Here is a 14,134-nt window from a genome sequence, read left to right as displayed (position 1 = left end):
GCCCCCCTCAAGATGAGATTTCCCAGTATGTAAGACCCCTTGTAGACGACGAGGTTGATAGGTTCGAGGTGGAAGTGCGGTAACGCATGCAGCTGACGAATACTAATCGGTCGAGGGCTTAACCAAAACAGCTGACTAAGCAGCTAGTCTCTACGTCTAACAGAGATGACAAATATTCTTTACGCAAGTTTCGTATCTAGTTTTCAAGGCGCAAACCACGCTTTGACTGTTTGGTGATGATGGCGGAGGGGACCCACGCGTTCCCATCTCGAACACAACCGTTAAGCCCTCCAGCGTCGATGGTACTTGAACCGCAGGGTTCTGGGAGAGTAGAACGTTGCCAAGCAGTATATTTGCCCCAATACGGATTTTCGTTTTGGGGAATTTTGGCCCGTTGGTCAAGTGGTTAAGACACCTCCCTTTCACGGAGGTAACAGGGGTTCGAGTCCCCTACGGGTCACCACTAATGCCTGAACGCTTAGCTCAGCTGGGAGAGCATTACCTTGACAGGGTAAGGGTCGGCGGTTCGATCCCGTCAGCGTTCACCATTATAACAGTTACACTTTATAACGCGGAGCCGTGGTGTAGAGGCCTAACATGCCTGCCTGTCACGCAGGAGACCGCGGGTTCGAATCCCGTCGGCTCCGCCATTTTTCCAACACCTTGTAAGGCTCGGTAGCTCAGTCGGTAGAGCAGAGGACTGAAAATCCTCGTGTCGGCGGTTCGATTCCGTCCCGAGCCATTCTCCGATTACTTTTCGGGAACCCCATTACAAATGAATATGCCGTTGTAGCTCAACTGGTAGAGCAACTGACTTGTAATCAGTAGGTTGGGGGTTCAAGTCCTCTCGACGGCACCACATGCGCGCGTATGGCGGAATTGGCAGACGCACTAGACTTAGGATCTAGCGGGCGACCGTGGGGGTTCAAGTCCCTCTACGCGCATCTCAAAGACAGGTAAGACCATCTCATGGTTTTACCTGTTTTTCTGTATACCCTGACACATAAGAAAAGAGTGCCTAATTCCTGTAGATGAAGCAGGAATTAGGCACTCTTTTCTTGCAACATGCTACCCTTCAACCGATCAGGAACCAGAAGGCGTCTGCATGGAAGCATCCGTAGACAGCTTGGCCAGCCGCTGGACAACCTGGTCCACCTTCTGTATATGCTGCGACATCCGCTCCGCTGCAAGCGTCTCATCCCGGGCATCGATGGCATCGACAATGTCACGATGCTCCTGCAGAAGCTTCTCGGCAGATGCGCGCTCAGCAAAAAACCACAAACGGCGAGAAGCCTTCATGCTCACCTGAAGTCTCTCCGTTAAAGACTCCATCATTCCGATCATGAGGGAATTATGGGAGGCTTTGGCGATTTCCAGGTGAAAACGGATATCGGCTTGTTCACTATCGTCCTCGTTGCCAAGGGACCGCTCCATCGCCTGAAGAATATCCCGAAGCGCAGCTACATTGGCTTCTGTCCGCCTAACTGCGGCCAGCGACGCACAACCCGCTTCGATGAACCTCCGCACCTCCTGCACTTCTTGCAGCGAGTCTCCTTGATCAAAGAGGGACGCGCTGTCCGTAGGCAGCGGATTGCTGACGAAGGTACCTCCGCCATGCCGGATATCCACCCATCCAATTGCTTTCAACCCGCTCAGGGCTTCGCGAATCGTAGATCGGCCAACTTGGAAGCTCGCAGCGAGCTCAACGACAGTTGGCAACTTTGAACCTGGTGCATAGGTTCCTGTCTCTATTTGTGTTTTAATTTGCTCCATTACGATTTCCGAGCCCTTTTGCGGCCGTATCTGCTGAAATGCCATGCCTATTCCCCCATAAAAGATCTATACATCTATTCAATCATAAGCTAAAATAGAAGGAAAGTCATCTGATCACATGATCACTTATTGTTGATAGATATGATTAGTCCCGTGGGAGGCTGCTATGCTCGATAACCAAATTAGACAACAACTGTTCAATATTGTAGGCGATATGTATTTTAAAGATGATATGGAATCTCTCGTTACCCATTCGTATGACGGAACACCTATGCTCCAGTCGCTGCCGGATGGCGTCATCTACCCCAAGGATACGGCACAGGTCTCCGCCATTATGAAGGTGTTGAATGAGCATCGTATTCCGCTAGTGAGCAGGGGCTCAGGCACGAATCTTTGCGGCGGAACCGTTCCTGTTCAAGGCGGCATTGTGATGGTAATGCATCGTATGAACGCGATCCTTGACGTTGATATGCAGAATCTGACGGCAACCGTGCAGCCGGGTATTATTACGAAGCAGTTTATTGAGCACATTGAAGGTCTGGGCTTATTTTATCCACCAGATCCAAGTTCTATGGCGATCTCTACGATTGGTGGCAATATTGCGGAGTGCTCCGGAGGACTACGTGGTCTGAAATACGGCACGACCAAAGACTATGTAATCGGCTTGGAGTGCGTACTGGCTAACGGTGAAATCATGCGTACAGGCGGAAAATTGATGAAAGACGTAGCTGGATATGATTTGACGAAGCTGCTGATCGGCTCAGAGGGAACACTTGCTGTTATTACGGAAGCTACTCTGAAATTGATTCCACCTCCAAAGTATAAGAAAACGATGCTGGCCATGTACAAAGATTTATACGGCGCAGCCCGTACGGTCTCCAAAATTATTGAAAATCGCATCATTCCAGCAACTCTGGAATTCATGGATAATCCAACGATCCGCGTTGTAGACGACTTCGCGAAGCTCGGTCTACCGCTAGATATGGCAGCGATCCTCCTGATTGAGCAGGATGGCGAGATGGAAATGGTAGAGCGGGACATTGCCCGCATCTCGGAAATTTGCCGCGAAGAACAGGCGCACGAAGTTAGCATTGCGAGCAATCAGGAGGAAGCGCTGAAGCTGTTGACTGCAAGAAGAAGCGCCTTCACGGCACTTGCACGGTTGCGTCCGACAACGATTCTGGAGGATGCGACAGTACCGCGCTCCAAGATTGCGGATATGGTGCTGGAGATTAACCGAATCGCCGAGAAGCATCGTGTGCAGATTTGCACATTTGGGCATGCAGGAGACGGCAATCTTCACCCGACAGCTACAACGGATGCAAGGGATCATGATGAAATCCACCGTGTGGAAGCAGCTTTCGAGGAGATTTTTGAAGCTGCGATCCAGATGGGCGGAACGATCACAGGCGAGCACGGCGTTGGTCTGGTTAAAGCACCTTTCTTGGAATGGAAAGTAGGAAGCAGCGGCATTGCGATGATGAAAGGGATTAAAGACGTGTTCGACCCTCATCATTTATTGAATCCGGGCAAAATGTTTGCCAAAGAATCCAGACGCAGGGTGGTGATCGACCGTGGCTAAAGGGGCAACTCTTCAGGAAACGCTAATCCAGAAGCTGGATTACAATCAATTGACGAACTGCATGCGCTGCGGCTTCTGCCTTCCTGTGTGTCCAACGTTTAAGGAAACGGGCATTGAAGCCGAGTCCCCGCGCGGGCGCATTTCCTTGATGAAAGCAGCCGTAGATGGCATTATGGAACCGGGTATTTCCTTCGAGGATCAAATGAACCACTGCTTGGGCTGCCGCGCATGTGAGCCGGCTTGTCCGGCCGATGTGAAATATGGGCAACTAATTGAACAGGCCCGCGATGCAGTTGAAACGCATACGAAACAGCATAGATGGTGGATACGCGGCGTACGCAAGATGGTTTTCAAAGAGCTGTTCCCCTCCCAACAAAAAATGCGCCTGCTTGGATCAGGAATGCATTTTTATAAAAAGTCAGGACTGCAGTCCGTTGTTCGAAAAACAGGCGTTGTCGGTTTATTTTCCAAGCAGCTGTCTGATATGGAGAAAATTCTGCCTGATGCTTCCGGCAAAGGCATTACACAACTCCTCGGCACTTTCATCCCGGCCAAAGGGGAGAAGATTGCTACCGTCGGCATGTTCAGGGGCTGTTTGATGGATGTGATGTTCACCCAAACGAATATCAAAACCGTCAAGCTGCTGTCTGAAGCAGGCTTTGATGTTGTCATTCCGGAGACGCAGAACTGCTGCGGCGCTCTACATGCACATAGCGGTGAAAGCGATCAAGCCAAAATGCTGGCCAAAAATAACATTCGTGCTTTCCAAGAAGCCGGCGTCGACTTTATTGTATCGAATGCAGGTGGTTGCGGCGCGATTCTAGTGGAGTACGATCATTTACTGCATGATGAGCCGGAATGGAAGGAAGCTGCAGACTGGTTCGCTAAGCGTGTGAAAGACATTTCAACTATTCTTGTGGAAAAAGGGCGTCCACTGCAGTTCGCTGACAGTGAGTCGGCTACGACTTCTACCCGTGTGACGTATCAAGATTCCTGCCATCTGCGCAATGTAATGAAAGGCAGCAATCCGTCCAGACAGCTGCTGAAAGAAGTAGGTAATGTTACTTTTGTTGAAATGAAGGATGCGGGCTCTTGCTGTGGATCTGCTGGTATTTATAACGTGACGCAGCCAGAGATGGCGAATCAGATTCTCGAAGGTAAAATGGTGAATGTGAATGCGACCGAGGCCAGCTATCTGGTGACGAGCAACCCAGGCTGCTTGCTGCAGATGAAACTGGGGATTGATAAGCATGGGCAAAAAGGCAAGATGGAAGCTGTCCATATTGCGGACTTTTTATATGATCGTGTTGTCAAACATTAAGTTCTAACCAAGCAGGCCGTTCTCGTAAGAGGATGGCTTGTTTTTTGTCCGTTTACGCCGATTTTCTGCATTCTTTTGGTAAAATAGAGAGATAGGGTTAAACTAACGGTAAAGCTGTAGATTCAAAGTAGTATGCGTTGCTTGCGTTAGCAGTAGGGGGAGGAGTATTTACGTGAACATTTTAGTTACCGGAGGAGCCGGTTTTATTGGATCACAGATTGTCGATGACCTGCTTCAGGAGGGGCATGATGTGCATATACTTGATAATCTTTCTACGGGGCATATGGCATATGTGAATCCAAGAGCTGTTTTTCATCATGGGGATTTACTGGACAGTGGGCTTGCGGAGGTATTCGCTGCTGCGCGTCCAGAGGTTGTCATTCATCATGCGGCGCAAATCGATATTCAGACTTCGCTTGCGAATCCATTCTTGGATGCCAAAATCAACATTTTGGGGACAATTGCCTTGCTGGAGCAGTGCCGAGAGCATGGTGTTCGGAAGTTGATTTATGCCTCCTCTGCTGCGGTCTATGGGACTCCGCAATATTTGAGTGTGGACGAAGCGCATCCGGTCAGGCCGCTATCCTTCTATGGTATTTCTAAGCATACGCCGGAACATTACATTGAAAGTTTTGCTTTGCTATCTGGTATGGACTATACCATCCTGCGGTATGCGAATGTATATGGTGTTAGGCAGGACCCTAAAGGAGAGGGCGGGGTCGTTGCCATCTTTTTGGATAAGCTTCTGGAAGGCAAGCAGCCGATCATTTATGGCGATGGGGAACAAACGAGAGATTTCATTTATGTCCAAGACATCGTGAGAGCCAACAGAGCTGCCCTGAATAAAGGCAGTCGTGGGATTTACAATATTAGTTGCAATGAACAAACGAGCGTCAACGACCTTCTGAAGGAAATGTGCTCCATTACCGGAAGCAGCTTCAATCCATCTTATGAAGCCGCACGCACAGGCGATATCGTCCACAGCCGATTAGACAATCGCGCAGCGCTTAATGCTCTCGGCTGGAGCCCCATGTTTACACTTAGGGACGGTTTGGGAGCAACATTTGCCTATTATCAAACACAATATGATTAACGCAATTAGTACACTTTTTCCGTGTACCCGTCTGGGGCATTCATATGTATGAATTTCAACTTACGAGCTTCTTTTCCGGGAGAACTCTCTTTATGCAAAGAGATCGTAAAAACGGTTAATCCCTTCTTCTGCTCCTTCTGCAGCTTCTCTACGTTCGCCTTCATCCAGGCATCCTTCTTCCAATTGGCCCGCCAGTCTTCCCATAGGAAGGCATCGATATAAGCGGCCGAATAATCCAGCGTTTCAAAACCGCGATTTTGTATGATGGAGAGCTGCGGGAACTGTTTCCTCACATCGTGTAGGAAAGTCACGTAAGCTTCTCTCGTTTGTGTCTGGGTTGTTGTATCTTTGATGTAATCATCAATATCCCCAACGGTATCAAGGAAAACTCCGTTCATTCCTTTGTCCGCGATCGAAGTTTGCATTTCTGCTGTCAGCAGATTTCGATAGTGACTTTGTCGCAAATCCATTAAGTAAGAGTCCCACTGCGGGAAATGGATACGCTCGCCTTTTTGCCATAAATAATCCTGTGGCACCAGATCCTTTGAGCGGAGCAAGTTCCATGCAGGCGCTTCCATCAGGCTCAGGTAACCAATGACAAGGGTGCCCTTCGACTGAATATCCTTGATTTGATCCTTAGTGAAGAGCTGGGGTTCAATAATAATAAGATCCTTCGTTTTTAATTTGTTGATTGCCTGGACAGTTGAACTTCCATAATAAAGCGAGTAGTTTTTCACATGCTGAAAAGGTCCGTGTGCTTGGGCGTACTGTTTGAACAAAAACGAGAGCAGGCTGATTGAAACGATTATCGCTGTCGTGTAGGGCCATGTTTTTTTCATCGTTCGCACTGTCCACCCTTTTAGATTCAAATTTGTTTTCATTATAGGATAAAAAATATCGGAGATATAGATAAAGTTGACGTAACAGAGCAATGCTATATCATGAATGCCAATCGTTAGGAGCTGACACCTATGAATCACATAGCTATTGTGGACGATGACTTCGTACTCCTCAATTTCCTGAAGGAAATGTTCGAAGCCAAGGGTTTGCGTATCTCATCTTTCGAAGACCCCGTTCACGCCTTGTCTGTCATTAAGGAATTGAAACCGGATGCCGTACTTATGGATGTGCGCATGCCTGGGATGAACGGATTCGAATTATGCCGAGAGCTTCGTTCAGACAAAAGGTTCTCAAGGACGCCCATTTTTCTAATGAGTGCGAAGCATTCAATTAGTGAATTATCGAAATCGATGATGGCTGGAGCGGACGATTACTTTATTAAGCCTTTTCAAACGGATGACATTTATACACAAATGCTGCAAATCTATATAAAAAAGAATAATCCGATCGTGATTAGACCAATCGATGTTTAGTTTGGAGGAAGCCTGATTGATTTTTCGTCAAAACCGAAGATGGATCGCCTGGCTCGAGCTTGCCGTCATTTTTGCTATTCTAATTGTGATCTACCTCGTTTATCGAGTGGATTGGTTAGCTTGGTCGCTAAATCCGTTGATGTTTGTAATTCTTTACTTTTCTCTTCGCTACGGGATTCGCATCGGAATCGCAACTGCCGGGGGCGCAAGCTTGCTGCATATTGCTACGTACATAGAGATGAATGGAGACCTGTATGGTCTTTTTGACCGCTGGGACCAGGCGAAATGGTTCATTAGTTATTGGGGTATAGCGTTGTTTGTCGGTCACGTAGCTTCTGATTTACGTTTTCGCTACAGCATCCTCGCAGATGAATTTGAGGAAAACAAACAGCACTTAGCGAAAGTGGAAGAGAGCTATAAGGATCTCTATGTTGTTAAAAAAGCTTTGGAAACGAAAGTCATTGGAGCTCAGGAGAGCTTATTTACGCTATATAAAATAGCCAAGGCACTGGACTCCGAGGATTCGGAAATCATTTTTACCGATGCGGTTAGGCTGTGCAAAGATCTGATTCAAGCTGGCTCTATCGTGATCTATCGCATGAATCCTACGGGGGATGTTCTTCGGCTGAAAGTGTACTACGGCTCGGAACCCCGATATCCGGCCACGGTTTTTCTGGATATACCTTCTCTGTACGCGCGTGTGCGCGAGGAGAAGAGCATTCAACTGCGTCTGGAGGGCGAACCTCAGGATATTCCTCTCCTAGCAGGACCTCTGCTTGATCAGAACAACCAAATTGTAGCTATCATCGGGTTGAATGGCTTGGATTTCGTCAGTATGAACAAACACACGCTTGATTTGTTCCGGCTTATTCTGACCTGGATGGGCGAGAGCTGCGTGAAGGCATTCGAAAGAGAGCAGAAACTGAATAACCAGCGTTACTTCCCAGACACGAAAGTGATGGTACCAGAGTATTTCTACGCCAAGCTCAATGAAGAAACGTTACGGGCATCAGACTTTGATCAGAAATTTCTGCTATTGCAGCTGCCAATCGATTTGGGTGAGATGGAGGAGTCCGCTGCGCTGCGGGAAATCAACGAAATTACACGGCTTATGCTCCGTGACGAAGATGCGATGTCTTATGATGCCTTCCGTGGCGAACTGTTGTTCTTACTTCCTGCGACATCCCCGGAACTTGCGGCGCTTATTGAAGAAAGAATTCGCGATCGCTTCAATCGGGGGGGCTAGCTATGAGAGTAACGAGACATGCTCGACACTTCGATGTAACTGCGGGTGCTTGGCTTGCAGCAGCGGTAAGTCTCCTGTTCGCAGCGCTGGATGCCCTGCAGATCATTCATTTTGCGCAGCTTGGGATATGTATATGGCTTCATCTGCTGCTGGTCTTCATGTATTATGTACTGCTGAAATTCGTTAGTCTGCGCACGGAAGATCGGATAAGTGCAGGCTGGCTGCAAACGCTCATGCTCTTCTTTCCGGGTATCGGATTTGCGGCGGGGGCACTCATCTGGATAGGGATGCTCATTTATCGATTTCGGGATGATTTCTATGAAGAGTACGAGCAATATGTCTATCACACCCCGCATTCGCTGGAAAGTTATCACATTAATGTTGAAGCGGAGTCGAATCGCACGCCAGTTCGCGAGGTGCTGATGTCCAGTGATCATACGGGTAAAAAGGAAGCCCTCTTCTCATTATTAGACTACGAGGGTCATAACAAAGTGGAGCTGTTTCATGAAGCTCTGCGAAATAATGATCCTGAAGTGGTGCATTACGCCGCGACTAGCCTGAACTATTTGAACGAGCAATACATTCGGAGCATCAAAAAATGGACGCAGCTTTTGCAACAGAACGATAAATCCCTGGAGACATGGCAGGAGTTATTTAACGCCTATCGGCAGTACTTAGAAAGCCGTTTATTAACAGAAGAACTAGCCATTGAAGTGAGGCATGCGTTTAAGTTATGGATTGCTAGAGGCAAGCTTCAATTCCCGTATGAGCCGCGGTTTATTGCTGAGCTGTGCCATTTGGCACGTATGGAGAGGGACTACCCAGCGGCTATTCGGTGGGCCGAGCAGCTGTCTGATGTGAAGGATTATGAGTACTTGGTCTACCTAACCACAGCAGAGGGCATGTATGCAGAAGGAAAGCTGGAGCATTTAAGCGAATTTGCCCAACTATGGTTGGATAGTGAAGTTGAAGTTCCGCATGAATATCTGCCTGCTATTCAATTTTGGAAGGAGATGAAGGAACAAGGTGTCCCGCAAACGGATCATTTTTTCATTCGTTACCGTTAGTATGCTGCTGCTTGGTATTGCTTTGCAAACGGTTCGAGTTGTGGATGTGTTTCCTTTATCTCCATCGAGATATTTGTTCAAAGAGGCGACATTTATAACAAAAAGCTCAGCAAATACGGAAGCAGCAGGTGCAGAACTAAAACTGTACGTATACACGAATCCTGATGATTCCGAAGGCTTCAAAGTGAAGGAGAATCTTGAACATGCTCTGGAGCTTGCCAAACTGCATTCGGAAACGATTGCTGCTAATGATATGAAAATGGTAAAACCTGCGCCATCGACAGCTCTTATCTTAACCGGGGAAGATATCAGCGAGTTGGATCAGATAACGATTCAGTCCTATGTCCAGCAGGGAGGACGATTGATTGCGTACACCCGCTTTTATGCACCTGAATGGAATAATCTGCTGGGGATCGCAAGCAATAACGGCTATTTTTCGGGATCCAACCAAGGTATTACGGTGAATAAAACCGTGTTTCCTGGCTATCCGGATCTTCCAGAAACGAACTTGATATTTTCCAGCAATATGTTGGATGTAAAGCTAGTCCCTCAGGCACAGGTCTATCTGTCCGCCCAAAAGAATCCCTTACTGTGGACAAACACTTACGGACAAGGGAAAGTCGTCTATTGGAATTCTACGTCCAACGTGCAGAAAGAAGGCAGAGGACTTATGGTGCAATCCATTGGTCTTGCCCTCGACAGCTTCGTGACGTCACAGGTGGCATCGAGAAGCTTAAACATCGACGATTTTCCTTCGCCTGTGCCGCAGGTGGATAATCCGCTCATTCACCAAGAATTCGGACTCAGCACCCCTGCCTTCTATGAACGGATTTGGTGGGAAGACATGGTCCGCTTCTCGAAGTTGTACGGATGGAAATACACGGGACTTCTGATCGGTACCTATCAGAATCAGACCAGCTCCCCGCTGCCTTCCTTGCTGGTAGATACACCGAAGCTGATCCCCTACTTCGGTTCCCGATTGCTCAGCCTCGGAGGCGAGATTGGGCTGCATGGTTATAACCATCAATCGCTTGTTACGGCGGATGAACCGATTAAGAGTGAGCTTGGCTATGTCCCTTGGCCGAATCAGGCGGCGATGGTAGAGAGCCTCAAACGGCTGACAGAGCTGTCGGAGAGCTTGTTCCCCGGGCACGAATTGAAAACCTATGTGCCGCCATCGAATGTTATGAATAGGACGGGCAAACGAGCATTAGCCGAAGCGGAGCCTTCGGTTGATATCGTTTCATCGCTCTATACAGTTGGAGGCGAGAAGGGATTCCTCGAGCAGGAGTTTGGGGTTGATCGCGAGTTTCCGCAGTTTACGAATTTTCCGCGTATTTCTTCGGGCTACGTCATCGATGAAGGGCAGCTGTTTACAATTAACGATGCTATCGCCAATTTCGGTATGGTGAATCACTTTGTGCATCCAGACGACGCACTGGATATCAACCGGTCGGGAGGGAAAGGCTGGAAATACTTGAGCCAGCACTTTGAGGGCTGGATGTCATGGTTGAACAAGACGTATACCTATTTAGAACCACTAACTGTTAGAGATGCAGTGAAGAAGTTCAGTCTATATGAAGCAGGAACGGTTAACGTTCATTATGGCAAAGAGGCGATCACGATAACAACGAAGGATCAATTAATTCCTATGCATTACACCATTCGGGTGCCGAATCATCAGGTTCCAGAGGTCGCCAAAGAAGCGGGACATCTCACGCGTTTGGATGACGTGGAAAGCATATGGCATTTGGATGCCCTCCAGCCAACAGTGACAATACAGCTAAAGGAAAGTAAGCCATGAAAATTGCCTTGATTGTAGAAGGGAGCTATCCCTATGTATCGGGGGGGGTAGCCAGTTGGATTCAGATGCTCATTGCCTCCATGTCCCAGCATGAGTTTGAAATCATTGCCATCTCCTCCTCCCGTAAGGAGGAGTCTACCTATAAATATAAGCTGCCAGCCAATTTATCCGGCATTCACGACGTCTTCATAATGGACTATCAGAATCTGGAGGAGGGCAGGGCTCCGCGGTTGTCGGCAGCCGAGGCTGAAGCGTGTCTGGCCTGGTTTGCATTCAAGCCGGGCTCGGAGCAGGCGCTTACGCTCATTGCGGATCAAGCGAAGGTGGGCAACCCAGTTTCTTTTATGAAAAGCGAAAACTTCTGGAGCTTCCTGGTCGACGCCTACGAGAGGGAAATGCCGGAGCATTCGTTTAACAGCTACTTCTGGACATGGCGATCCATGTACTTGCCAGCGGTGTATCTGCTGCAGCAATCCTATCCGAACGCAGATGTGTATCATGCCGTATCGACCGGATATGCGGGCTTAATTGGGACCTATTTGCGCATGGCGCACCATAAGCCATTCCTGCTTACCGAGCATGGCGTTTATGCAAGGGAGCGAGAGGAAGAGATTTTGAAATCGGCTTGGGTGGATCCGCCTTTCAAGAAGCGTTGGATTGATTATTTTTATCATATGTCTCAAGGAGCTTATCTTACGGCTGACCGTACCATCGCGTTATACGGCGGTACTCATCAAATTCAGCTGGAGCTAGGCACTCCTAAGGAGCAAGCCCTGGTGATTCCTAACGGGGTTGATTATAAGCGGCTTTCGCTGCTGCCTAGGCAAACTAATAATATGCATGGGCGTATCGTTTTTGGTGCATTGGTGCGGCTAGTGCCCATTAAAGATATCAAAACGTTGCTCTACGCAACACGACTAGCAAGCGCGGAGATTGCGAACATGAGCCTGCTGATTATGGGACCGACAGATGAAGATCCGGACTACTATCAAGAGTGCTTAGCGTTAACACGCAACTTGCAATTAGAGGCGATCGTGACATTTACGGACAAAGTCGCCATTGAAGATTATTTGCCTCAGGTCGATGTGCTCATTCTAAGCAGCATTAGTGAGGGTCAACCTCTGGCTGTGCTTGAAGGGATGGCTGCTGGAGTACCCTGGATATGTACGGAAGTTGGCAGCTGCCGGGAACTGCTCGAAGGGAAGGATGAGCATGATGCAGGTATTGCGGGGTACATTGTGCCTCCCGTGAATCCGAGGGCAATGGCTGATATGATGCTGAAAATGCACGCTCTTCCGGATGAACGGAGTTATATGGGCCAAGTAGGCCGCAAGCGTGTAGCTACTTATTATCAAACTGATCAATTTATTGACGCTTATAAGCAGTTATACGATGAGGTGGTAACCTAATGGCGGGAATCGGATTTACCTTGCAAAAGCTATTCCGCGATGACTATCTGTCGATGCGTGTCCGCGCCTATGCCTATGCTTCATTTATTACGGCTGGTCCTTGGATTCTGTCGGTGGGGAGCATTGCTTTCATTAATGTGATTCTCGTTCATTTTGCAAATATCGAAGATGCGCAGCGCCAATTGTTTATTGTGACGGTTTCTTATAGCTTTATCTTTTCGCAGATGCTATCCGGGGGCTGGCAGTTAAGTGTGACGAGGTATTTGGCGGACCACTTTTTCCAAAATCGACTGGAGGTTGTTACACCAACCTATATCGGTATCTCCAGAATCATTTTTGTCATTTCCCTGATTGCGGCTATCATTTTCTACTGGTCCTCACCACTGTCCATCTTGTATAAGGGGCTAAGTGTCCTCTTATTTTTCATGTGCGGACAGATTTGGCTGGCGATGGTTTTCTTAACCGCAGCGAAAGATTATAAGATGATTGCCATTGCTTTTTTGGCCGGAGCTGTTGTATCCATTGGTTGTGTTTTTGTGCTGCTTCAATACCCGATTCCGTTTGGACAATATGGACAGGCTACGAATATTCTGCTTGGATTTAGCAGCGGCATACTGCTTACGATGGTGATGCTGGTTTATGTACTGCTGCGCGCATTTCCTGCTAAGACAGCGGCTAACCCTTATGGGTTTTTACAGTATGTCGATAAATATCCCTCCCTTCTATGGGTTGGTTTTCTCTATAACATTGGTGTTTGGTCGCACAATATGATCATTTGGCTGGGGCCGTCCGGCGTTAAAATTGAGGAAACGTTTCTATATAGTCCGATTTATGATACCGCGGTATTTTTGGCGAATCTTACGGTCATACCGTCGCTTGTCTTGTTCGTTGTTTCCGTAGAAACGGAGTTTTACGACAAGTACAAAACATTCTACGGCTACGTAACCAATGGTGGAACGCTAGAGATGATTCAAAAAGCCAAAAAACGTATGGTTGAGGTGCTCTGGCGGGAGCTATATCGGTTGACGAAGCTACAGGTTATTCTGACCGTGTTTATCATCCTGATCAGCGAGATTCTGCTCGAAATGATTGGCCTGCAAAAAACGGTTATCGACATCTTTAAACTTTGCGCCCTAGGGGCTGTGTTGAATGCGATTATGCTTATCCACATCCTGCTTATGCTGTACTTTGAGGATCGGAAAGGAGCTCTCATCACCGGTGGCATCTACTTTGCGCTTAATGTGCTGCTGACGGGCTTCCTGCTACCATTAGGTTTTGACTACTATGGCTTTAGCTATTTTCTAGCGGGGCTTGTTGCCTATGGCTGGAGCGGGTTCCGGTTGCTGACCTTCTTGAAGCGGATTGAAGTACACACGTTTATCACCCAAAGTATTATCTACAAAGAGAAATCTGGTTTCTTCACGCAGCTCAGTGAGAGAATGAATATGCAGCGTTTTTTCAAATAA

11 protein-coding genes, 6 tRNA genes and 2 rRNA genes are annotated in these 14,134 nt (G+C 47.9%); 17 read left to right on the top strand and 2 right to left on the bottom strand.

Going from position 1 to position 14,134, the window contains the following annotated elements:
* The 8 genes from GQF01_RS26725 to GQF01_RS26690 form a co-directional block, all read left to right on the top strand.
* Window positions 1–126: ribosomal RNA gene (locus GQF01_RS26725) — 23S ribosomal RNA — on the top strand; the annotation flags it as partial.
* Window positions 127–229: 103 nt separating this feature from the next.
* Window positions 230–346 (top strand): 5S ribosomal RNA (gene rrf / locus GQF01_RS26720).
* 42 nt (window positions 347–388) lie between these two features.
* A tRNA-Glu gene (locus GQF01_RS26715) sits at window positions 389–463 on the top strand.
* Window positions 464–472: 9 nt separating this feature from the next.
* Window positions 473–548, top strand: a tRNA-Val gene (locus GQF01_RS26710).
* Window positions 549–573: 25 nt separating this feature from the next.
* Window positions 574–650, top strand: a tRNA-Asp gene (locus tag GQF01_RS26705).
* 19 nt (window positions 651–669) lie between these two features.
* Window positions 670–742, top strand: a tRNA-Phe gene (locus tag GQF01_RS26700).
* Window positions 743–783: 41 nt separating this feature from the next.
* Window positions 784–859 (top strand) — tRNA-Thr (locus GQF01_RS26695).
* Between the two features lie 5 nt (window positions 860–864).
* Window positions 865–944, top strand: a tRNA-Leu gene (locus GQF01_RS26690).
* 139 nt (window positions 945–1,083) lie between these two features.
* Here the strand turns inward: GQF01_RS26690 and GQF01_RS26685 are convergent.
* Window positions 1,084–1,818, bottom strand: coding sequence for a FadR/GntR family transcriptional regulator (locus tag GQF01_RS26685; RefSeq protein ID WP_161410006.1), 735 nt, complete (start codon window positions 1,816–1,818; stop codon window positions 1,084–1,086).
* 121 nt (window positions 1,819–1,939) lie between these two features.
* Between GQF01_RS26685 and GQF01_RS26680 the strand changes: the two genes are divergently transcribed.
* The 3 genes from GQF01_RS26680 (at window position 1,940) to GQF01_RS26670 (ending at window position 5,769) form a co-directional block, all read left to right on the top strand.
* The gene (locus tag GQF01_RS26680) at window positions 1,940–3,355 is read left to right on the top strand and encodes an FAD-linked oxidase C-terminal domain-containing protein (RefSeq protein ID WP_161410005.1); all 1,416 of its coding nucleotides are present in this window, start codon (window positions 1,940–1,942) and stop codon (window positions 3,353–3,355) included.
* 61 nt (window positions 3,356–3,416) lie between these two features.
* Window positions 3,417–4,676, top strand: coding sequence for a (Fe-S)-binding protein (locus GQF01_RS26675; RefSeq protein WP_161410009.1), 1,260 nt, complete (start codon window positions 3,417–3,419; stop codon window positions 4,674–4,676).
* 172 nt (window positions 4,677–4,848) lie between these two features.
* Window positions 4,849–5,769 carry an NAD-dependent epimerase/dehydratase family protein gene (locus tag GQF01_RS26670; protein ID WP_161410004.1) on the top strand — a complete coding sequence of 307 codons (921 nt, stop codon included), beginning with the start codon at window positions 4,849–4,851 and terminating at the stop codon, window positions 5,767–5,769.
* Window positions 5,770–5,774: 5 nt separating this feature from the next.
* Here GQF01_RS26670 and GQF01_RS26665 read toward each other — a convergent pair whose 3' ends face one another.
* A complete protein-coding gene (locus tag GQF01_RS26665; RefSeq protein WP_161410003.1) occupies window positions 5,775–6,608 on the bottom strand; it encodes an endo alpha-1,4 polygalactosaminidase in 834 nt (277 codons plus the stop codon).
* Window positions 6,609–6,740: 132 nt separating this feature from the next.
* Between GQF01_RS26665 and GQF01_RS26660 the strand changes: the two genes are divergently transcribed.
* The 6 genes from GQF01_RS26660 to pelG are packed head-to-tail and all read left to right on the top strand — an operon-like array spanning window position 6,741 to window position 14,134.
* The gene (locus GQF01_RS26660; RefSeq protein ID WP_161410002.1) at window positions 6,741–7,142 is read left to right on the top strand and encodes a response regulator; all 402 of its coding nucleotides are present in this window, start codon (window positions 6,741–6,743) and stop codon (window positions 7,140–7,142) included.
* A 16-nt stretch (window positions 7,143–7,158) separates the two neighbouring features.
* Window positions 7,159–8,388 carry a hypothetical protein gene (locus GQF01_RS26655; protein WP_161410001.1) on the top strand — a complete coding sequence of 410 codons (1,230 nt, stop codon included), beginning with the start codon at window positions 7,159–7,161 and terminating at the stop codon, window positions 8,386–8,388.
* Window positions 8,389–8,390: 2 nt separating this feature from the next.
* Window positions 8,391–9,455 (top strand): tetratricopeptide repeat protein, encoded by a 1,065-nt coding sequence (locus GQF01_RS26650; RefSeq protein WP_161410000.1) that lies wholly within the window; start codon window positions 8,391–8,393, stop codon window positions 9,453–9,455.
* Window positions 9,415–11,259, top strand: coding sequence for a DUF2194 domain-containing protein (locus GQF01_RS26645; protein ID WP_161409999.1), 1,845 nt, complete (start codon window positions 9,415–9,417; stop codon window positions 11,257–11,259). Before GQF01_RS26650 ends, GQF01_RS26645 begins: the two co-directional genes overlap by 41 nt.
* The gene (pelF, locus tag GQF01_RS26640; RefSeq protein WP_161409998.1) at window positions 11,256–12,668 is read left to right on the top strand and encodes a GT4 family glycosyltransferase PelF; all 1,413 of its coding nucleotides are present in this window, start codon (window positions 11,256–11,258) and stop codon (window positions 12,666–12,668) included. The genes GQF01_RS26645 and pelF overlap by 4 nt, the downstream gene beginning before the upstream one ends.
* Window positions 12,668–14,134, top strand: a complete 1,467-nt coding sequence (gene pelG / locus GQF01_RS26635) for an exopolysaccharide Pel transporter PelG (protein WP_161409997.1) — start codon at window positions 12,668–12,670, stop codon at window positions 14,132–14,134. Before pelF ends, pelG begins: the two co-directional genes overlap by 1 nt.

This window comes from Paenibacillus silvestris, assembly GCF_009882985.1.
Taxonomy (GTDB): Bacteria; Bacillota; Bacilli; order Paenibacillales; family NBRC-103111; genus Paenibacillus_E; species Paenibacillus_E silvestris.
Note: the sequence above shows the minus strand (reverse complement) of the source record. Positions and strands in the feature narration are given on the sequence as shown.

Coding starts and splice junctions, on each gene's coding strand:
- GQF01_RS26685 (WP_161410006.1), bottom strand. CDS start 1,818: ATGGCATTTCAGCAGATACGGCCGCAAAAGGGCTCGGAAATCGTAATG.
- GQF01_RS26680 (WP_161410005.1), top strand. CDS start 1,940: ATGCTCGATAACCAAATTAGACAACAACTGTTCAATATTGTAGGCGAT.
- GQF01_RS26675 (WP_161410009.1), top strand. CDS start 3,417: ATGCGCTGCGGCTTCTGCCTTCCTGTGTGTCCAACGTTTAAGGAAACG.
- GQF01_RS26665 (WP_161410003.1), bottom strand. CDS start 6,608: ATGAAAAAAACATGGCCCTACACGACAGCGATAATCGTTTCAATCAGC.
- GQF01_RS26660 (WP_161410002.1), top strand. CDS start 6,741: ATGAATCACATAGCTATTGTGGACGATGACTTCGTACTCCTCAATTTC.
- GQF01_RS26650 (WP_161410000.1), top strand. CDS start 8,391: ATGAGAGTAACGAGACATGCTCGACACTTCGATGTAACTGCGGGTGCT.
- pelF (WP_161409998.1), top strand. CDS start 11,256: ATGAAAATTGCCTTGATTGTAGAAGGGAGCTATCCCTATGTATCGGGG.
- pelG (WP_161409997.1), top strand. CDS start 12,668: ATGGCGGGAATCGGATTTACCTTGCAAAAGCTATTCCGCGATGACTAT.